At 71.7% G+C, this 18,245-nt stretch carries 18 protein-coding genes; 6 read left to right on the forward strand and 12 right to left on the reverse strand.

Annotated elements, in window-relative coordinates; all coding sequences use genetic code 11:
• Window positions 1-74: 74 nt before the first annotated feature.
• Window positions 75-503 carry a hypothetical protein gene (locus tag H6726_25405; GenBank protein MCB9661009.1) on the reverse strand — a complete coding sequence of 143 codons (429 nt, stop codon included), beginning with the start codon at window positions 501-503 and terminating at the stop codon, window positions 75-77.
• A gap of 83 nt (window positions 504-586) precedes the next feature.
• Between H6726_25405 and H6726_25410 the strand changes: the two genes are divergently transcribed.
• Window positions 587-2,152 carry a hypothetical protein gene (locus tag H6726_25410; GenBank protein MCB9661010.1) on the forward strand — a complete coding sequence of 522 codons (1,566 nt, stop codon included), beginning with the start codon at window positions 587-589 and terminating at the stop codon, window positions 2,150-2,152.
• Between the two features lie 51 nt (window positions 2,153-2,203).
• On the opposite strand, the gene H6726_25415 is transcribed toward H6726_25410, so the two are convergent.
• The 5 genes from H6726_25415 to H6726_25435 form a co-directional block, all read right to left on the reverse strand.
• Window positions 2,204-2,368, reverse strand: coding sequence for a hypothetical protein (locus H6726_25415; protein MCB9661011.1), 165 nt, complete (start codon window positions 2,366-2,368; stop codon window positions 2,204-2,206).
• Between the two features lie 196 nt (window positions 2,369-2,564).
• Window positions 2,565-3,680 carry a transposase gene (locus H6726_25420; protein ID MCB9661012.1) on the reverse strand — a complete coding sequence of 372 codons (1,116 nt, stop codon included), beginning with the start codon at window positions 3,678-3,680 and terminating at the stop codon, window positions 2,565-2,567.
• Window positions 3,681-3,714: 34 nt separating this feature from the next.
• On the reverse strand, window positions 3,715-4,743 hold the full coding sequence (locus H6726_25425; GenBank protein MCB9661013.1) for a hypothetical protein: 1,029 nt from the start codon (window positions 4,741-4,743) through the stop codon (window positions 3,715-3,717).
• Window positions 4,744-4,749: 6 nt separating this feature from the next.
• A complete protein-coding gene (locus tag H6726_25430; GenBank protein MCB9661014.1) occupies window positions 4,750-5,544 on the reverse strand; it encodes a fatty acid desaturase in 795 nt (264 codons plus the stop codon).
• Window positions 5,541-6,860 (reverse strand): tryptophan 7-halogenase, encoded by a 1,320-nt coding sequence (locus H6726_25435; protein MCB9661015.1) that lies wholly within the window; start codon window positions 6,858-6,860, stop codon window positions 5,541-5,543. Before H6726_25435 ends, H6726_25430 begins: the two co-directional genes overlap by 4 nt.
• 296 nt (window positions 6,861-7,156) lie before the next feature.
• Here H6726_25435 and H6726_25440 point away from each other — a divergent pair, with 296 nt between their 5' ends.
• Window positions 7,157-9,085 carry a hypothetical protein gene (locus tag H6726_25440; protein MCB9661016.1) on the forward strand — a complete coding sequence of 643 codons (1,929 nt, stop codon included), beginning with the start codon at window positions 7,157-7,159 and terminating at the stop codon, window positions 9,083-9,085.
• A gap of 149 nt (window positions 9,086-9,234) precedes the next feature.
• Window positions 9,235-10,251 (forward strand): hypothetical protein, encoded by a 1,017-nt coding sequence (locus H6726_25445; GenBank protein MCB9661017.1) that lies wholly within the window; start codon window positions 9,235-9,237, stop codon window positions 10,249-10,251.
• A gap of 622 nt (window positions 10,252-10,873) precedes the next feature.
• On the opposite strand, the gene H6726_25450 is transcribed toward H6726_25445, so the two are convergent.
• Window positions 10,874-11,128: an OmpA family protein gene (locus tag H6726_25450; GenBank protein ID MCB9661018.1), complete on the reverse strand. Its 255-nt coding sequence runs from the start codon at window positions 11,126-11,128 to the stop codon at window positions 10,874-10,876.
• 159 nt (window positions 11,129-11,287) lie between these two features.
• The gene (locus H6726_25455; protein ID MCB9661019.1) at window positions 11,288-12,034 is read right to left on the reverse strand and encodes a hypothetical protein; all 747 of its coding nucleotides are present in this window, start codon (window positions 12,032-12,034) and stop codon (window positions 11,288-11,290) included.
• Here H6726_25455 and H6726_25460 point away from each other — a divergent pair.
• On the forward strand, window positions 12,033-12,887 hold the full coding sequence (locus H6726_25460; protein MCB9661020.1) for a MaoC family dehydratase: 855 nt from the start codon (window positions 12,033-12,035) through the stop codon (window positions 12,885-12,887). The genes H6726_25455 and H6726_25460 overlap by 2 nt on opposite strands.
• A 56-nt stretch (window positions 12,888-12,943) precedes the next feature.
• Window positions 12,944-13,090, forward strand: coding sequence for a hypothetical protein (locus H6726_25465; GenBank protein ID MCB9661021.1), 147 nt, complete (start codon window positions 12,944-12,946; stop codon window positions 13,088-13,090).
• 18 nt (window positions 13,091-13,108) lie between these two features.
• Here the strand turns inward: H6726_25465 and H6726_25470 are convergent, their stop codons facing one another.
• The 3 genes from H6726_25470 to H6726_25480 form a co-directional block, all read right to left on the reverse strand.
• A complete protein-coding gene (locus H6726_25470; GenBank protein MCB9661022.1) occupies window positions 13,109-13,354 on the reverse strand; it encodes a hypothetical protein in 246 nt (81 codons plus the stop codon).
• A gap of 94 nt (window positions 13,355-13,448) precedes the next feature.
• Window positions 13,449-14,996, reverse strand: coding sequence for a hypothetical protein (locus H6726_25475; protein MCB9661023.1), 1,548 nt, complete (start codon window positions 14,994-14,996; stop codon window positions 13,449-13,451).
• Between the two features lie 84 nt (window positions 14,997-15,080).
• Complete coding sequence (locus tag H6726_25480) at window positions 15,081-16,313, reverse strand: nitronate monooxygenase (GenBank protein ID MCB9661024.1); 1,233 nt, start codon at window positions 16,311-16,313, stop codon at window positions 15,081-15,083.
• A gap of 383 nt (window positions 16,314-16,696) precedes the next feature.
• Between H6726_25480 and H6726_25485 the strand changes: the two genes are divergently transcribed.
• Window positions 16,697-17,290 carry a hypothetical protein gene (locus tag H6726_25485; GenBank protein MCB9661025.1) on the forward strand — a complete coding sequence of 198 codons (594 nt, stop codon included), beginning with the start codon at window positions 16,697-16,699 and terminating at the stop codon, window positions 17,288-17,290.
• 19 nt (window positions 17,291-17,309) lie between these two features.
• Here the strand turns inward: H6726_25485 and H6726_25490 are convergent, their stop codons facing one another.
• Complete coding sequence (locus H6726_25490; protein MCB9661026.1) at window positions 17,310-18,221, reverse strand: helix-turn-helix domain-containing protein; 912 nt, start codon at window positions 18,219-18,221, stop codon at window positions 17,310-17,312.
• Window positions 18,222-18,245: the final 24 nt, after the last annotated feature.

An 18,245-nucleotide genomic window follows, 5' to 3' on the forward strand; every position in this document is an offset into this window, starting at 1 on the left:
CGCACAAGCGGCGGCTGGAGCACTGGCAAGGCTCATAGGAAACATGAAGCTCCTCCGGGGAGGAGCCGGGGAGTTTACCAAATCCGTCTTCTGCGCAATACGCCGCCGGTCAGCATACCGGCGTCGCTCGGCGGGATGGGGGGGTGGCAGCAACGCACGTCGGCGGGCCCGGGGCAGTACCCGGGCGTGGTCACCTGCGTGCAGCTGGCCACGAGCTGGCAGGTACCTGGTGCACCCTGCACGGTGCAGGGCACGCCGATGGGACTGCCCGCGTCGGAGCCGCCGTCCGCTCGGCTCGCGTCCGCCGTCCCCGCGTCCGTGCTGGCATCGCCGAGGTCCGCGTCAGGGCCCACATCCGAGGTTGCTTGGTCGCGGGGCAGTGTCGCGTCGAGAGTCGCCGCGTCGGCAGGCACGTCGCCGTACAACGACCCGCCGCCGGCCTCACACGCGGACAGCGCGAGCGCGCTGCCCAACCAAGCCAACCTCACGAGAGACCCACACACGCTGCCAGCATAGGACACCGCTTTCCGGGCAGCTCGTCAAAACCGAGCGAGCGTGGGCGGAGACGCGTTAGAACGGGGAGCCGATGACGACGAGGAACCACACCGCAGTCGACGCACGGACCCTGCCGAGCCGGCGCGCTCCCCCGAGCGTCCTCGCCCGCCTTGGCGCGGGCGCGCTGTTGCTCGGCTGGCTCTTCGGGGGGCAGGCTTGCGCAGCGCGCGGGCCTGGGCCAGCGACGGGCGATACCGTCGCGCCGCCGGAAGGCGTGTCGTGCAGCATCGACGAGGCGCTGTCGAGCGCGGCCCACCCCGCTGTGGACGCAGCCCTCGCCGACGTGCCCCGCGACGACGCGCTGCGCGTCCTCATGGCGCTCCAGCCCTTCCGTGCCCCCGATGTGGCGGCAGAAGAGCGCCGCGCCGCCTGCTTGCTCGGGGCCCGCGCGGCGGCTCAGCTGGGCCTCGAGCCAGGCGTCCTCGCGTTCGCTGCGGAGGTCCTCGCGCCAGCCGACGCCGGCCCCTCGGCGCTCGAGGAACTGGCCGCGCTGCGCCTGCTCGTGTCGGGCCGCGCGGGTCCGGCACAGAGCTGGATCCCGCTCGTGGTGGATGCTTCTCCAGCGCGCTGGGCCGAGGCCGTCGCGAGCGCGCCTGCCAGCACGCGGGAGGCCGTGCTGAGCCTGATGCTCGCCGCGGACGTCGGCTCCGAGGCGCACCGCCGTGCGCTGCTCGCGCCGGGAGGCAGCGAGGAGCTGAGCTTCCTCGCGGCGCTGCTCGCCCTGCAGCAGGACGACGAGGCGAGCGCGGCCGCTGCCAGGACCGCGCTGCAGACGCTCGTGGCGGGCGGCGGTCCTCGGGGGGAGCATGCACAGCTCCTGCTCGCTCATCTCGCCGTCGCGGAAGCGGACGCCGTCCGCGAGCACGTCTACGACTCTCCCCGCTTCCACGGAGACGCCGCGCGCGCCATCTTGGATGCCGCAGCCAGCGAAGTGGCTCGCATCCCTGCGACCTCCGCGCTGGCCGAGCAAGCACGGGCCGCGGAGACCGCCTTGCGCGCCCTCGCAGGACGGGACGCAGAGGCCGTCGCGGTGTGGCGGAGCTCGTCCGTGGAGGTTCGCGCGCGGCAGGGGGCGTCGCTCACGCGTTGGTACGTCGCCCTCCATCCAGACGACGAGGGGATCTGCTCGCTACGCGCTGAAGTCGAGGCGCAGGTCGCGCGCGTGAACGCACGGTTCGACGTACCGCCCCCCGCCGACGACTCGCGCGCGTGTGCCTTGCTCTCGGAAGACCGCGCGCTGCTTGCGCTGCCGCTACCGGACGTCTTCGCCTACCGGTCCCCGCCGCGCGCACGCGAGTGGCTCGCGAGCGTCGAGGTCGCAGCGGTGCTCGCGGCCAGGCGCTCCGCCGAAGAGAGCCTCGCGCGGTACCACGCGCTCCCCGAGGCCTTCCGCGCGAGTGACGCGGGGGCATCGCTGCTCACCGACCACCTGCTCGCGCAGGCCTTCACCGCGACGTCCTGCGACCAGCTCCGATCCGGGCGCGCCAACGTCCGCGTCGATCAGCTCGAACAGACACGTCGCACCATCGACGAGTACGCGTCGCGACAGCTCGCTTGCGTCCCACCGCCCGCCGCCGACCTGGGCGACGTCTGGTAGCCGCTGCCAGTCGTCCGGAGGGCCGCCATCAAGGGTGTCACGCGTGGTCGTTCAGCCGTGGAGCCGCACCACCACGACGTTCGCGATGACGTAGAGGAGCCCCAGCCCGACGAAGGCCCACCAGTCGAGCTTGCGTGAGGCCTGCTCGCGTCCTGCGTAGACCAGGCGGATGGAGGCGATGCTGATGAAGACTGCGCCGAAGATGGTGCCGCTCATAGGAAACATGAAGCTCCTCCGGGGAGGAGCCGGGGAGTTTACCTAATCCGTCTTCTGCGCAATACGCCGCCGGTCAGCGCGCATGAAGTGCTCGCTGACGCCTCCAGGTTGCCACACTCGGGGCGCTTGCGGCGAGACGAGGGCTGCGGCTGGGTGTGCGGACGCAGGGGTGCCTGTTGAGGCCTTCCGGAGAAGCTCACCAGGCGTGCTCGGCGGGCTCTTGGGAGTTGTCGTCGAACAGGTCGAGCTGGGTTGGCTCGTCGAGCTCGTAGACAGTGTCTCCGGGGTGCGACAGCGGCCCGGCGCGGGGGTCCGGCAGGAGATGCCCTTGGTGCTCGAGGATCGCACGGATGCTGGTGGTGCGCAGGACGGTGGCGACGTGGCGCATGCGGCCGCCGCAGTGGGGGCACGCGAGGACGTCGAGGCCGAAGCTGTGGCGCATTAGCTCGGCCCAGGCGGTGTTGCGCGCGTGTCGCGGGGCAGAGCGAGGCGGGGCCCGTTTGGACCGCGTGACGCCTGGGCGACCGTATCCCGTCGCTAGAGCCCGCAGGCGGGCGTTGGCGGCGAGGATGTCCCCGTAGAGGAGGGTGTTGGCGGCGGGCGGTGGGACCAAGGCGACGAGACGGTCGATGAAGCGCTCGCGGCTCATGCGGATGTGGGTAGTTCCGTCGCGCCAGGGGGTCTTGAGTTCGAGGAGAACGCTCTGGGTCTCGAGGGTGAGGCGCTGCTCCTTCAGCGGCGGCCGCAGGATGTAGCGGACCATGCGCTCCAGCTCGGCGCGAGCGCCTGCGCCAACGGTGATGTGCGCGTCGAGGTCGAAGCCTTGGTCGTGTGCCTTGCGTCGGTGGAAGGCGTTGGGGTTCCGGGGGTCGTTCGTGCGCACACGCCACGCGCCGCGGTTGATGACGCCGTCGCTGTAGACCTCGCCCATCCCAGGGAGCCGGAGGGCCGCGTCGTCGGCGTCCACCTCGGCGAGTCCGCGGCTGTGGGCGAGGTGGGTGACGCGCGTCTTGATCGTCGCGAGCAGGGTCTCCAGCTCGTCCGCGCTCGGCGCGAGGGCCTCGAGAAAGCGCAGGGACCCGTCGCTGCGCTCCACGAAGGCGCCGTCCATGTACACGGCGTGAAAGTGCACGTTGAGGTTGAGGGCACCGCCGAAGCGCTGAATGGCCATGATGCTGCCGGGGTGTGCGACGTCGTGATGCCCTCGAGGGCCCACGCTGCGCGCGCGGGCCCGATAGAACGCATCGATGGTGCGCCGGGCGATGCGCCACACGGCAAGGGTCGAGTTCCGGAGCTCGCAGCAACGCCGCATGCGGACCCTCGAACGCGCTTGGGCGTCCGTCGATCTAGCGCGAACGGCTCACGGAGGGCCGGTGCACCACGTAGCCGCTCTGCTCGAGGGCGGCGCGCTGCGCAGGGGCGTCGATGACCTCGTCCAGGCGCCGTGCGCGCGAGGTCGTCTGGCCGACCAGGCGCATGGCCGCCCAGACCGCAGGGAGCGCGGGCACGTCGAGACCGTCACGCGCCGCGTGGATCTCCAAGACGTCGGGTGCTCCATCGCGACGGTGTCGCTCGAGGCGCAAGCTCCCGGCCTCGCCACCCACCAGCGAGGCGACCGCCGCCACGCGCGAAAGCGGAGCGGCGACCCGGAGCAGGAGCCAGCTGGGCACCCACGGCGTGACCCAGCTGACGGCGGACAGCGCCCAGACCAGCGCGCCGCGATCAAAGCCCGACCAGAAGCGCACCGGGCAGCCGAGCCCGAGGTCGGGGCACGGGAAGCGCCCATAGCGGCGTCGCACACCCGACGTGAGGGTGCGCGTGGTCAGGCCGCGGAAGGCGCGCGCCTTGGGGTCCTCGGGCAGCGCGCGACCGAGCGGCCGCAACAAGCTGTAGACCAAGCCGCGCGAGGGCCGGTGGCGTGAGCCCATGGACAGCAGCACCTCCACGCGCTCGGTGTCGTCGCCATCCGGCGCGCCGTCCGCCATGTCCCGCAGCAGCGACGCCGCGAGGGCCGGCACGGTGGAGCAGCCCGAGAGCACGGCGCAAGGGCTGTCCTCGCCCGCGCGCGCCACGCGCTCGATGAACTCGGGGCGCTCGCTGAGGTCCACGAAGTGAGCCTGCGCCGCCCCGCACGCCCGTACCCACGCGCTCGGGTCGTGCTCGTAGGGGCCCACCACGTCGATGACCACGTCCCCCGCGCCCAGCAGCCCGGCGGGCGGGGGCTGCGTGACGTCCAGGGCCAAGCACCCCTCTCGCCCTCGACGCGACGCGCGGACACACGGCACCTGGGGCGCGAGCGTTCCGAGCAGCCGCACCACGCGCGCGCCCAGCTCCCCCGACGCCCCCAACACCAGCACCTGCGCCTGCCGCGTCATGGTCCCTCAGAACACGCGCCGCGAAGACAGCTCGGGCGCGCGCTGGTCCAGCCGCCGCGCCAGCTCCGGCAGGCGGTAGGTGGGCACCCGCGGAAAGAGATGGTGCTCCACGTGGTAGAACATGTTGAACGTCAGCACGCTCTTCAGCCGACCGCGGATGGTGCGCGCGATGTAGTGCGAGCGGTCGCAGTCGTGGTGCACCGTCCACACGGCGAAGAACGCGGTCAGGCACTGACCCAGCAGCATCACTCCGAGGTGGAAGCGCAGCAGCGGCAGGGGCAGCGCGAGGGCCAGCACCACCAGCGCGAGCCACAGGCCGAGCTCCAGCGCCATGAAGCGACGCACGCGCGGTCCGCCGTGCAGGAGCGCGTGTCGGTGCAGCAGCCACGGGAAGTAGGGCCCATAGAGCAGCGCCTTGTGCGCAGGCAGCCGCGCGCCGAAGGCCTCCACGTCCTCGTCGTCCATGCAGTGCGCGTGGTGGCGCAGGTGGTTGAACTGGATGGCGTGCATGGCGGCGCCCATCAGCACGCTCATGACCACCAGCAGCGCGTCGTGCCCGGCCCGCGAGAGCCCCAGGTTGCGGTGGAAGGCGTCGTGCACGAGGCGCAGCCCCACCAGGAAGAACACGAAGGCGAGCCCGAGCGACGCGAGCCAGAAGCCACGCGCTGCGCAGGCCCACGTGCCCAGCAGGAACGGCAGCCCCATGAGCAGCTCGAGCGCCGTCTGCGCCGCGCCCATGCCGTGCAGGTCGCGGTGCTCGGTGGCACGTACACGCGGGTCTTGTAGGATCTCGAGGCTCATGGCTCGGTGCTCCCCGTCAGCAACGGTGGCCCCGGCGCCCGACCCTGCAGGCGGCGACTCCGCCGCTCGAGCCGCTGGGCGTAGCGCGGGATGAACCAGTCGAGGCCCTGATGCAGCTTGGCGAGCAGCCGCACCCCCAGCGCGGAGCTGGCCCAGCCGCGCGCGTGCAGGTGGTTGAGGTTGAAGTTGGGCACCAGGATGGACAGCACGTTCCACGCGAGCCCCATGCCTTTTCGGATGGAGGACCGGTACCACACGTGTTCCACCAGCGTGTTGGTGGTGCGCGCATGCATGCGCAGCTTGCGCTCGAGGCGCGCGGCGAGGTCCGCGTCGCCCGTCCGGATGGCGCGCGCGGCGGCGAACCCACTGCGCAGCGCGAAGGTCACCCCGCCCGACACAATGGGGTCGATCACCGCCGCGGCCTCCCCCAGCAGCCACCAGTTGGGCCCGCGCAGTCGGGTGCTCACGTCGTCCTGGTAGGTGCACGCGTGCGCGCTCGCCTGCTCGGCCCACTCGAGCGTGAGCCAGCGCAGCCGCTCGTGCCGGTGGGCGCGCGCCAGCAGCGCGCTGGCGAGGTCCGTGCGCTCGCGCCGCAGCAGCGCCACCTCACGCGCGAGGAGCGCCACGCCTACGTCCACGCGCGCAGCGCCGAGGTGGATGCCCCAGCACCAGCGCACGAAGTCACCCTGGTCGTCGAGGAAGATCTGCGTGCCGAGCTGGTCGTACTCGTGGGGTGATCGCGCGGAGAACGCGACCTTGCGCTCCCCGAAGGGCTCGGTGGTCACGGGCAGGGCCCTCGCGAGCACGCGCGTCCGGCCGCTGGCGTCCAGGTAGTGGCCCGCCTCCACGCGCTCGCCCTGCGCCAGAAGCAGCCCGAGGACGCGGTCTCCGTCGCACGCCACGCGCTGCACGCGGTCCTCGAGCAACATGACCCCGGCCTCGCGCGCCACGCCCTCGAGCGCGGCGCGTGCGACCGCCATGTCCACGTGCGCCGTGGGTTGGCTGCGCCCCACCAGACGCATCAGCGCGCGGTAGAACCAGGCGAAGCCGATGGTCATGCGCGCCCGCGTCGGCGCGTAGCTGGCCACCGCGCCGCGCTTCCACGTAGCGTGGTCCGCGCGCACCAGCGCGGCGAGGTCGAGCCCCAGCTGGCTCAGCAACCGGTTCGACTCCCAGTCCAGGCTCTCGCCATACGTGGCGTGCACGCCCGCGGGCCGAACCACCACCACACGCCGCCCCGCCCGCGCGAGGTCGATGGCGGCCGCGAGCCCACCGAGCCCGGCGCCCACGACGGCCACGTCCCAGGGCGCGGTCACGTGATCAGGTGTCAACGAAGCAGCGCGCATCCCAGCGAGCCTAGCGCGATTCCGGTGCGCGCGGCGCGCGCAAGCAGTGAGACCAGAGGCGGCGACTCGAACGGCACCTGTCACGCCAGGCACGTGGCGTGGTGCGAGCGGCAGCGCCCCTTCCACGAGCGCCATGCGGTCGTCTCCGTCGAATCCGAACTCGAAGCACGGCACCGTTCCGTCGCGCATGGCCTGCCGTATGCGCCGCGTGTCGGACCAGCGCGTGCGGGGTAGCCAGCGTCGCGACGAGCCCGTACAGTCCCGCCATGCGTCACTGCGTTCTGGTGGCCGCGCTGGGAGGCGTGGTGAGTTGGATGTCGCTGGGCTGCGGGGGGACGCAGAGCGTCGACGACGCGGCCACGGGCCAAGACGCTGCGGTCGACGCGACGACGATGCCGGACGGCAGCCACGATGCGACCCCGGGGGACGCGACGACGGCGCTGGACGCGAGCGACGACGCCAGCGCGGGGGACGCGTCCGCCTCGACCGACGCTGGCGCGGATGCGTCGACCGACGCCGGCGCGGACGCGAGCTCCGACAGCGGCTCCTCCGACGCCGGTCCGATGGGCTGTGCGTCCGGCCGCTACGACCTGAACGGCCTCCCAGGCGACGGGTGCGAGTTCGAGCTCGGCGCAGACGCGATCTACGTGTCCGCGAACGACATCGCCGCTGTGGATGAGGTCGGCTGCGGGGTCGGGCCGGTCGGGACGCTGGCGGGCGCGTACCCTTGCCGCTCGATCGGCTTCGGCCTCGCGGAAGCCGATCGGACGCTGCGGACGCGCGTGTTGGTAGCGGCGGGGCTCTATGCCGAGACCGTCTCGCTGGTGAACGGCGTGCGGGTGCTGGGCGGTCACCATCCCACCACGTGGGAGCGCGACGTCGCCGCCAACGTGAGCACGGTGCGGCCCCTCCCGTCGGCCGGGCACACCCGCGCCGTGGTGGCCCAGGACATCACGCTGCCCACCTCCTTCGAGGGCTTCACGGTGCACGGCGTGAACGCCACCACGAGCTCGGCCAACAGCTACGCGATCTGGATCCGCGACGCGTCGTCCCAGCTCGCGCTGCGCGACAACTACATCGTCGCGGCCAACGGGGCCGACGGGGACCCCGGCGCGCCGGGCGCGGAGGGCAGCGATGGCGTGGACGGCCAGCCAGGTGAGCGCGCCATCCAAACGGCCTCCATCACCAACTGCCAGGGCGCCTCCAACGTCCCAGGCAACCAGCCGCTGTGCTTCGACGCCGCGGGGGAGCTTTCCAACGCGTCTTGCGGGGCGGGCGGGGTGCGCACCTGCGGCGCCGTTCTCGTGTCGGGCGGGGCCGGCGCCGGAGCGGTGTGCCCCACCGACAACACCGCGCAGGGCAGCGGCGCCATGGGTTCACAGGCGCTCGGCGGCGGCGCAGCGGGCGCGGGGGGCGACGGGGGCCATGATCGGGTCGCTTCGCAGTGCGTGGTCTTCAACACCGGCGGGTTCAGCGCGCACGGCTCCATGGGCGGCGCGGGTACCCCAGGGGCTTCGGTGCCGGGCGGCGCTGGGGGAGGCTCGACGTCGGGGCCTGTGGCGGGAGAGTGGCGCGGCGCGGCCGGGACGGGAGGCGGAGGCGGGCGGCACGGCGGCGGCGGCGGCGGCGGTGGAGCGGGCGGCGGCGCGGACCTCACGCTGGTCTGCGTGGCGGGTGCGGGCGACGCGCTGGGCGGCAGCGGCGGGGGCGGGGGCTCCGGTGGCTGCGGCGGCACTGGCGGAGGAGGCGGCCAACCCGGAGGCGGCTCGTTCGGCGTGTACATCGTGTTCAGCGTCCCGAGCGCCAGCCTGCCGGTCTTGATGGGGAACACCATTCTCGCGGGCGCCGGCGGCGATGGGGGCGCCGGTGGCACCGGCGGCCCTGGGGGCGAGGGCAGCGTCGGCGGGTCGGGCGGCGGTGTCGATGGAACGTGGTCCGCCGTGCTCGGCCTCGGGGGTCCCGGCGGACCTGGGGGTGCGGGAGGCCACGGCGGAGGGGGAGGCGGCGGCGCCGGCGGCTCCAGCTACGGCATCTACCTGCATCAACACACGCAGGCGTCCGGCTACGGCGTCGGCAACACCCTGTTCCCCTCTGGGAGCGGCGGCGGCGGGGGCGCCGGCGGGCTGTCCCTCGGCATGTCTGGTACGTCGGGCGCACCCGGCGTGGCGGTGGCCCTGCACGACGAGCTGCTCTGATCCGGCGGCGCGCCGAGCGCCGTCTGGTACGGTCGCGAGGTCTGCCACGAGCTCGTCGCGCGGTGGACGACCTCCAGCAGATCGCCCTGCTGCGTGCCGTGGTGGGTCCCGCGTGGACGCGTGGGGGAGTCCAGGCTAGCCTCCGGCGCATGCGATTCATGGGAGTCATCGTGATCGCCGCCGCAGCCGTTCTGGCAACGGGGTGTGCGACGCGGCGGCTTCGAAGCGCGTCCGCCGGGAGCGTCGGCTGCGCGCCGAGAGACATCGAGATCGGCAACACATCCCGCCGACTGACCGGCCGCACGTGGACCGCGGAGTGTCATGGCGCGGTCTATCAATGCAGCGGGTTGGGAACCGACGTGACCTGCTCGCCGCTCCGCGAGTCGGTCGCGTCGTCGGAGCGCCCCTCGTCGATGGGCGTGCCCTCGTCGGCAGGCGCCGCGGCGGACGCCCGCCGGCGCGAAGAGCTGCTCGAACGACAGGGTCCGGCGTTCGAGTTCGCGCGCGACGGAGAGCGACTTCGTGGTGTGCGCGCGACGTTCTCTCCACGAGGCGCACAGCTCGTCCTGACGTACGCCCCGGAGAGCGACCCACTCGTCGCGCTCTCGGTTCGCGGCCCGGACGGAGGCTCCCTCGACCGCTGCGAAAGTTTCACGTTGGAACGCGGGGGGAGCATGGTCCTCGTCGTTCGGCTGACGGAGGGAGCGGGACGAGTGGCCTTGGAGCCCCTGCTCGCGGAAGCGGCGCGCGAGCGAGGCACGACGGCGACCTTCTGTGGACTTCGCTGGCCGCTGCGAACGGCCGATGTCGTCGGATTCCAGCGCTTCGGCGAGCACGCCCACGAGGCGCTGTTGAACGCGCCAGAGGCGTCGCGCGACTTGGCGGCCGACGCCGAACCCGAGGTGCCATCGGTTGATGCGGTCAGCGCCGTGCGCGCGGCGCTGACCGAGCGGTCCACCTCGCTGCGCGCGTGCGCGGGAGCACGCCCTGGCCAGCCCGTCTCGGTGGAAGCCACCTGGGGTGTCGAGGGGGTGGTACACGTCGCCATACGGGGCAGTGACGATGCCGAGGAGCATGCGTGCGCAACCGCAGCGCTCTCGGAGTGGCGTGCTCCATCTGGCGCCGCCGGGCGCATCGTCCACGCCGTCGAGGACCCGCCACGCTGAGCGGTTGGCCCAGCAGCCAGGCCGCCGCGCTCCCACCCCGCAGCTCGGCGGACGCCTCGGACGACGACTACATGCTCGAGGCGGGCACGCAGACGCCTGCTACGCATGAGTGGGGCGTCGATGACCCGCCCGAGCACGCCACCCCGTCGACGACGGGGAGGTAGCGGCACTCGGTCCCGCAATACGGCTCCACCCACAGACAGGGACGGCGAGGGCACTCGACGATGGCACCGCTACACGTACCGTCTGCGGCGCACGGCTGATATCGGGTACCTGCTGCGCTGACCGCGGACCAGCACCAACCTGGCGAGTCGTCCTCGAGGCAGGAAGGGCATGGCAGCGAAGGCTCGCTGCAGGCGCTCCCAAAGGCGTCCAACGTGCCCCCGTCGGCGGGTTCGTTGCCGCCGTCGGGAGGTTCGGCGCCCCCGTCGATCATGTGGGAGTTGGCGCACGATGACGCGAGGAGCAACAGCGACACAACGAGCACACGAACCACAGGCTCACCTCTTTCGCGGAATCGCCTGCGCGCGGGCCTCCACCTGGGTGTCGGTCTAGCACAGCCAACGACACTCAGGGTATCTGGCGACGTCGCCCGGACACGACGGCCTCGCTGTGGAGACGTTCAGCGCGGCACGACGAGCAGCGCTTCGACCCGACGGTTCACGCGGTCGGGGACGTCCTCCGACGCGCAGCGACTGCCCGCGCCACGCTGAACGAGGCGCTGCCGCGACACGCCCGCGCGCACGAGCGCGTCGATCACGGCCTCGGCGCGCGTGCAGCTGAGGGCGTCGTTGTGCGCGGCGCCGCCGTTGGGGTCCGCGTGGCCGACGATGAGCAATTGTCCGACCCCGCTGTTCTCTTCGATCCGAACCGCCATCCGCGCGATGGCGGCGTCTGCCTGCGGGGGCGGCTCCGCGCTGTGTTCGCGAACTCCGCGATAGTCTCGAGCCCTGCCTCGTCACGCATGGCCCGCGTGGCGTCGGTGCCACAGAAGGTCGAGTTTGGCAGCCGGAAGGAGCTCGATTCGACTCGGCGGTCAGGGGAGCGTGAAGGAGACTCGCCCCAGGTCAGGCCGCTCCGAGGGGCCACCGAGCTGCTGGTGCCAGTTCCTGCCCCAGCACTCCATGCGCTGACCCTCCCGCGCGCACGTGTGTGACCCGCGGACCTCGAGAGCGTCGGCCGCAACGCGCACGCTGGCGGGCCCCGCGCACTCGGCCGGCTCCGCTTGCCAGTTCGCACCCCAACACACCACGTCGTCCGCCGTCTGGACACACGCGTGCTCGGCCCCCACGGCCAGCTCCTGGGCGCCGCTGACCCCAGACACCGTCGTGAAGCCAGACCCGTGGCCCGGAGGTGACCAACAGCCAGTCGTGCACGACACGCTTCCATCCGAGTGCAGGAGGCAGAGGAAGCTACGCCCGAGGCCGACCGCCACGGCTGCGTCCACACCAGGCACCTGCGTGGGGACGGTGGACTCGGCGCCGAAGAGGCGACCCGTCAACACCGGGTGGAAGCCCCAGCAGTGGAGCTCGCCCGTGTCGAGCAGCGCGCATGTCGCGCCGCCCACGGCCACCAGCGCGTCGACGGCGGAGGGGAGCGTCAGCTCTTCTCGGTCCACACCAAAGCCCGCACACCACACGCGCGTCGAGCGATCGGACCCGCAGAAGTGCGTGTGCCCGACGGCCAGGAGCTCGGTGCCGGGTTCCTCGAAGGTGCGCGTCCCTGAGGCCCCACGGTCGCTGTTCGTGCACCATGTCGAGCTGACGTACGCTCCCTGGGCCATGCAGCACTCCTTCGCCGAGCTCCCGTCGTCACTCCCCGCGTACATCGGCATCCTCGGCCGTCCGCGTCAGTACCGCGGCGAGCCGCTGCCTACCATCGAGGCCAGCGTGGCGTCCGCCCGCTTCGACGCTGCGCGCCTCGATGCGTACCGCGCCCTCGTGCACGCGCCGCGAAACGGTCAGCTACCGCTCTTCGCCCCGCAGCTGCTGGCCGCGCCACTCCATCTGCGACTGCTCGCGGACCCGGCCTTCCCCTTCCCTGCCCTGGGGCTGGTCCACCTCACGAACCGCATCGCGCTGCACGCCCCCATCCCGGAGGACGCGGCGCTCGCACTGAGCGCGCACGTCGCCGGCGTGTTGCCGCACCGGCTCGGACACGCGGTCACACTGCGCACGAGCGCGAGGCTCGTGGGCGAGGGCGCGGCCGTGTGGACGGCAGAGACCGTCGCGCTCGCCAGGAGGAAGGATGCAGCCGCAGAGCGGGGGCCGCGCGCGGCACGCGCCCCCGACACGCTCGACCTCACCGACGCGATCACGTTCGAGGTGCCCGAGCCCACCGGACGAGCGTACGCGCGCGTGGCAGGGGACCTGAACCCCATCCACCAGCACGCGCTCTTGGCGCGGCCGTTCGGGCTGCGGCGCGCCATCGTGCACGGCACCTTCACGGCGGCGCGGGCCATGACCGCCCTCTGGCCGGACGCGGACACTCAGCCGGGTGAGGTGCTGGTGCACTTTCACGCGCCCGTGTTCCTGCCGTCACGGGTGCGCATGGGGCGGACCGAGGATGGCCTCGCCGTGTGCGACGCCGACACCGGCCGGGTGCAGGTGCGCGTCTCACGCAAGGGGCCCGCGTAGCGGCCCGCGCGCTGACGGCGTGCGGACCTCCCGACGCGCCGTCGAATGAGGTCGAGGTGGTACGGCGAGCAGGCGTGGAGCTCCTCGACCCCAGTCCGGTGCTGATGGGCGGCGCGCCGGATCTCGTGAGTTCGGGGACGGTCGCGTCCAACGGCGCGTTCACGCTCAGCGACATCCCCGTGGAGCTCCGCGCCAACCCCTAGCGGTCCGTTCTCGAACTGTTAGAGGTAGCAGAGGTCGGTGTCGAACTCGCAGTCGGTACAGCGCAGCGTCCCCCCCGCGTAGCCCAGGGCTACGCAATCGAAACCCACGAGGTTGTTCCCCTCGCACTGCTCACCGTCGTCGAGCACCTCGTCCCCACAGGTTGGACCACCCAAGTCGACGCCCGTGTCCAGACCGGCGTCGGGGCCCGCGTCCGGGCCGACGTCCATGTCGGCATCGGAGCTGGCGTCAGGACCCGCTTCCATGCCGGCGTCGGTGCTCGCATCCGCGCTGGCGTGCGAATTGGCGTCCGTGTGCCGACCACGGTAGCGGGACAGTCACAGGCTGAGAGTTCGCGAGCTAGTCCGCACCCTGCTCGATGCAGTAGAGCCGCGCGGGGTGGTAGCAGTACACGCCAAGGCCGTTGCCGAGGTCGGACCACGTGGTGTTGATGGCGCCCGTGTTCCCCGTCGCCCCGCGCCCGGTGCTGCTGTCGGTCCAGCCCGCGCAGTGCAGCCCGACGGGCAAGCCGGCCGCGGTGCTTCCAGTCCACGCGAACTCGGCCGCCACGCCTTCGTAGCGGTCGCGCACCTGACCGAACTCCGTGGTTCCGAGCGTGCGCTCCAGCGTCCCGTCCGTGAGGTCTGCCCAGTTGGCCGCGACGGGCTCCGCGACGTTGTTCCACACGCGGTAGTAGGGACCCGCGAAGTGCTCCAGCCGCGACGCGGCGCTGGTGACTCCGTCGCTCAGCCACGCGCGGTAGGCGCCGCTCAGGTTCGCCGCCTGGGCCCGAGCTTGGCAGATGGCGTCCGCGGCGGCGAGGCCACCGAAGTCGGAGGCGTGCAGGGTCGAGGTGACGAAGACGCGCCGGGCAGTCGTACAGGTCCCCATCAGGCAGGCCGCCCCCGGCGCGCACTCCGTGTTGTTGGTGCACGTAGCCAGGCACAGAGGCGCCTGCGTGGCGCAGCGGTAGGGCGCGCAGTCGGCGACGGCGCCTGGCAGAAACTGCTCCACGCACGCCGCCGAGTCACCGGAGCACACGTCGGTCACGTCGCACGCGTTGACGGCGTCCCGGCATGGCGTCTGCGCCGGCACGAACGCGTTCGAGGGACATCCATTGGAGCTGCCGGTGCACACCTCAGTCAGGTCGCAGGGGCCCGCCGCGGCGCGACACACCGTCGCGGCGGGGAGCACGGCGTCCGACGGACAAGCGGCGGACCCTCCGGTGCACGTCTCCTCCACGTCGCAAGCTCCGGCGGCCGCGCGGCACACCGTGCTCGCGTCCGCGAGGCGGTCCTCTGGGCACTCCGGCGCCACGCCGTCGCAGACCTCTTCGACGTCGCAGGCGCCCGCCCCCGCTCGGCAGGTCGTTCCGGAGGTCACGAAGGCATCCTCCGGGCACGTGCTCCCGAGGCCGTCACAGACCTCCTGCACGTCGCAGGCTCCGCTCGCTGCTCGGCAGACAATCCCTTGGGCGCTCACGGCGCACGCGCCACCACCGTCGCACATCCCCGTCCCGCACGGGCCCGCGGCGCATTCGTCGTCCGGGTCTTCCCCCGCGCTCACCGGCGCGCAGACGCCATCCGCTTCGCCGGTCGAGACGCTCGCGCAGGCCTCACACGTTCCGTCGCACGTCGTCTCGCAACAGACGCCGTCCACACAGTGACCCGTCGCGCACACCGAGGATGCATCGCAGGCGCTGCCCACCGATAGATCCCCCATCGCCCCGTCCAGCGGGAGCGCAACGTCTGGCCCCGCGTCGGGCGCACTGGCGCCTGCGTCGCCGCCATTCGGCGCAGAGCCGCAGCCACCGACGAGGGTGGCGACGCTCAGCGCGAGAGAGAGGGCGGCGAGGAAGGCGAGGGAGGGCGACCGGCGAAGAGAAGAACGGATCAGAAGACGAGACATGCAGCACCTCGGGGCAGCGCGAGGGGTCGACCCCCTGCGCTCCCCTTCCGTGTGCGTCGCACCCGTCGCTCGTCAGAGATTCGCTCAGGCGTCGTCGTCGAGGTCGTCGAACGAGTCGGGGCCGCCGTCCAGGTCGCGGCGACCGAGCTCTCGGTGGATGCACCCAAGAGCGCCCAGCATCATCTCGCGCACGATGCGGGCGACCGGCTGCACGGAGCGGATCTTGCACGCGCTGGTCCCCGCCGGAAGACCGAGCCGCTCGAAGTCCGCGTCGGTGGTGTCGCGCGTCGGGGGCAGCGCGCTGAAGGCAGGCATCGGCACACCCGGGGTCTCGAGCACCGTGCCTGGGAACAACGTGGTGAACCCGATGGGGGCGCTGTAGTCGGGCGGCAGCTCGCACAGCACGTCCTGCGCGTCGATGTTGTCCTGCACGGCCTGGTTGCGCAGCACGCGGTAGGGCTCGCACGGCAGCTCGGGACCGAACAGCTTGGTCACGACGGTGTCGTCACGACGACGGCTCTGCACCACGCGCTGCTTGTACTCCGGGTGCGCGTAGGACTCGGTCGACGCCAATAGACGCGTCCCGACCCACACGCCGTCTGCGCCGTGCGCCAACGCTCGGGCGACGTCCAGTCCCGTCGCGATGCCGCCCGCGGCAAGGATCAGCGTGTGCCGGGGCGTCGCGCGTCGGAGCTCGCGCAGCAGTCGGCGCAGCGGGGTCGTGCTCTTCGAGTGGCCCCCAGCCTCGCTGCCCTGCGCGATCAAGCCGTCCACGCCCACGGCGAGCGCGGCCTGTGCCGTCGGCACGGAGTGCACCTGGGCCCACACGTCCATGCCTGCAGCCTGCAGGGCGCTGACCCACGCCGCAGGTGGCGTCTCGAAGTGGAACACCACGACCGCGATGGGGGCTCCTGCCTGTTTCGCGGCGACCGCGGCGTCGATGTGGCCTTCGACCGTGATCTCACCGAGCGCGTCCGACCCCGCGAGGAAGAAGTCGACACCGAACGGCTTGTCGGTCAGCGCCATGATCTGGTCCACGCGCTGCTGGAACACGGGCGGAGGTTCGGGTGCGACGCCGAGCACGCCGAGCCCCCCCGCGTTGCTGACGGCGGCGACCAGCTCCGGAAGCGCCAGGAAGCCCATCCCCGCGCCGACGAAGGGGTGACGCAGTCGGCAGCGCACGGTGAGGTCCGTTCGGAGCTCGCCCTCGGCCACCCCGATGGGCTCGTGGCCGCCCTCGCCCAGGCTCCCGCAGCCGACCAGCGTCCCGACGCCCGCCGCGCCGATCATCTGCATCAGCCGTCGCCTTCCAACCATGAAATCGCTGGATCCATCTCGACGCTCATCATCCATACTCGACCTCCGATTCAGACAACACTCCGCCGTCTCCGACGGCCATCATCAACCGGCAGACATGGTGTGCAATGTTTGTTCACAGACTAGGTGAACGCCCGGGTCACGTCTTGACGTGACGCGCAAAGGTGATGCTCAGGTGGCGCAACGAGCCGACGGCCGACGCGTCCACGAACAGGGTCACACCCGACCATACAAGTGAGATTTATGTATGTTTTGAGGGCTTTCGGAGTTGATCCCACGCTCCGCGTCACGGCAGTATCGACGCCGCCGGGTCATCTCGCTCATGCGGCGGGCGAGCCGGACACCCGCGCGGCAGATCGACGAACGACTCAAAAGGGGTGACAATGGAGATCAACAACTTCGATGGAATTGAGATTGATGGACGCAACGTCAAGAACATCGTCGACGCTTTCAAGCTCTTCCCCGAGTTGGGCTTGCGATCGTTTCGAAGCCGACAGATCGGTCGCTTCGACGGAGACGGCAACCTGATCCTGGACGCGCGGGGCTGGTACCCGCTCTCCCCGTGGCTCGAGGCGTTCCACGAGATCGCGGAGCAGGTGGGCGCCAGCAAGATGTTCGAGATCGGGAAGAGCGTGCCGAAGAACTCGCCGTTCCCACCGGGCATCGACGACATCCACTCGGCCATGGAGTCGGTCAACGTCGCGTACCACCTCAACCATCGGAAGGACGGCCGCGTGATGTTCGACCTCGCGCGCGGCACGTTCGAAGACGGGATCGGCCACTACGCCTGCCGCCCGCGCCCCAACGGACGGGAGATCGTGATGGAGTGCGAGAACCCCTACCCCTGCGACATGGACCGCGGGCTCCTGACCACCCTGGCGCGCCGCTTCCGCCCGAACGCGGTGTTCGAGCACCTCCACGAGAATGTCTGCCGCAAGAAGGGACACTCGCGCTGCACCTACGCGGTGCGCTGGTAGACGTCGCGAGGCGTCGGACTCACTCGCTGCGGTACGCCGACGCCGTGCTCCCCGTCTCTCGGCGGAACGCCCGGCTGAACGTCGTCGCGTCGGAGAAACCCACGCGTAGGGCGATGTCCAGGACGGGGACCAGGCGCCACGCCGGGTCGCGCAAGAGCAGCTGCGCGCGCTCCACGCGACGCCGGCGAACACGGCCGGAAAAGGACTCTCCCAGCCGCTGCATGCAGTACTGGATGGCGCGACGCGACGCCCCGAGCCCGCGGGCCGCCATGTCGAGGTCCAGCTGCGGGTCGGTGAGGTGTTGCTCGAGCCACACCAGCAGCCGCGCCTCGAGGTCGTCCGGCACGTTGGGCAGCTGCTTGAAGCTCGCCTGCACCAGCGCCAGCAGCTGCTCCTCGGCCGTGAGTGCGTCGGAGGGGTCCAGCTCGCCGCTCGCCGCGATGGTGTCCACCATGGCGACCAACATGCGAGGCACGACCCCCGTGACGGGCAGCGCGGTGGCCGCCAACATGTCGGGGTCGCGCTTGGCGCGCGGCACGAACTCGTCTGGGATGTAGAGCGAGAGCTGCTCGAACGGCGTGGGAAAGCGGAACGCGAACTCGCTCGCGGCGTGGACGAACGCGGCCTGCCCGACATCGAGCAAGACGCGCTTGCCACGTTGCTCGATGACCCCGCGACCACGCAGCTGGATGTTCAAGAAGTAGCCGTGTTGGCCCGAGTCGCGCACGGAACGCGCGCCACGCAGGACGTTCTGCGGCGACCCCGCGATGCGACCGACCTTGAGCGCCGCCGTGTCGCAGGTCCGTATCGCACCCTCGAACGGCCCGGGGCTCAGCGGCTCGACATCCATCTCGAAGTAGGCCCGCCGGAGACCGTCGCGGTAGCCCTCGACGCGCTCGCCGAAGCGGAGACCCTCGCTCGAGAATTCCATCGGCGGCAGGCTACCACGAGCCGA

This window comes from Sandaracinaceae bacterium (assembly GCA_020633055.1).
Taxonomy (GTDB): domain Bacteria; phylum Myxococcota_A; class Polyangia; order Polyangiales; family Houyiibacteriaceae; genus JADJJE01.

Bases quoted from the DNA above. Each gene is read 5' to 3' on its own strand.
- H6726_25475 (MCB9661023.1), bottom strand. From the start codon at position 14,996: ATGTCTCGTCTTCTGATCCGTTCTTCTCTTCGCCGGTCGCCCTCCCTC.
- H6726_25445 (MCB9661017.1), top strand. From the start codon at position 9,235: ATGCGATTCATGGGAGTCATCGTGATCGCCGCCGCAGCCGTTCTGGCA.
- H6726_25485 (MCB9661025.1), top strand. From the start codon at position 16,697: ATGGAGATCAACAACTTCGATGGAATTGAGATTGATGGACGCAACGTC.
- H6726_25480 (MCB9661024.1), bottom strand. From the start codon at position 16,313: ATGGTTGGAAGGCGACGGCTGATGCAGATGATCGGCGCGGCGGGCGTC.
- H6726_25415 (MCB9661011.1), bottom strand. From the start codon at position 2,368: ATGAGCGGCACCATCTTCGGCGCAGTCTTCATCAGCATCGCCTCCATC.
- H6726_25425 (MCB9661013.1), bottom strand. From the start codon at position 4,743: ATGACGCGGCAGGCGCAGGTGCTGGTGTTGGGGGCGTCGGGGGAGCTG.
- H6726_25470 (MCB9661022.1), bottom strand. From the start codon at position 13,354: ATGGAAGCGGGTCCTGACGCCAGCTCCGATGCCGACATGGACGTCGGC.
- H6726_25430 (MCB9661014.1), bottom strand. From the start codon at position 5,544: ATGAGCCTCGAGATCCTACAAGACCCGCGTGTACGTGCCACCGAGCAC.
- H6726_25455 (MCB9661019.1), bottom strand. From the start codon at position 12,034: ATGGCCCAGGGAGCGTACGTCAGCTCGACATGGTGCACGAACAGCGAC.
- H6726_25410 (MCB9661010.1), top strand. From the start codon at position 587: ATGACGACGAGGAACCACACCGCAGTCGACGCACGGACCCTGCCGAGC.
- H6726_25490 (MCB9661026.1), bottom strand. From the start codon at position 18,221: ATGGAATTCTCGAGCGAGGGTCTCCGCTTCGGCGAGCGCGTCGAGGGC.
- H6726_25460 (MCB9661020.1), top strand. From the start codon at position 12,033: ATGCAGCACTCCTTCGCCGAGCTCCCGTCGTCACTCCCCGCGTACATC.
- H6726_25420 (MCB9661012.1), bottom strand. From the start codon at position 3,680: ATGCGGCGTTGCTGCGAGCTCCGGAACTCGACCCTTGCCGTGTGGCGC.
- H6726_25450 (MCB9661018.1), bottom strand. From the start codon at position 11,128: ATGGCGGTTCGGATCGAAGAGAACAGCGGGGTCGGACAATTGCTCATC.
- H6726_25440 (MCB9661016.1), top strand. From the start codon at position 7,157: ATGCGTCACTGCGTTCTGGTGGCCGCGCTGGGAGGCGTGGTGAGTTGG.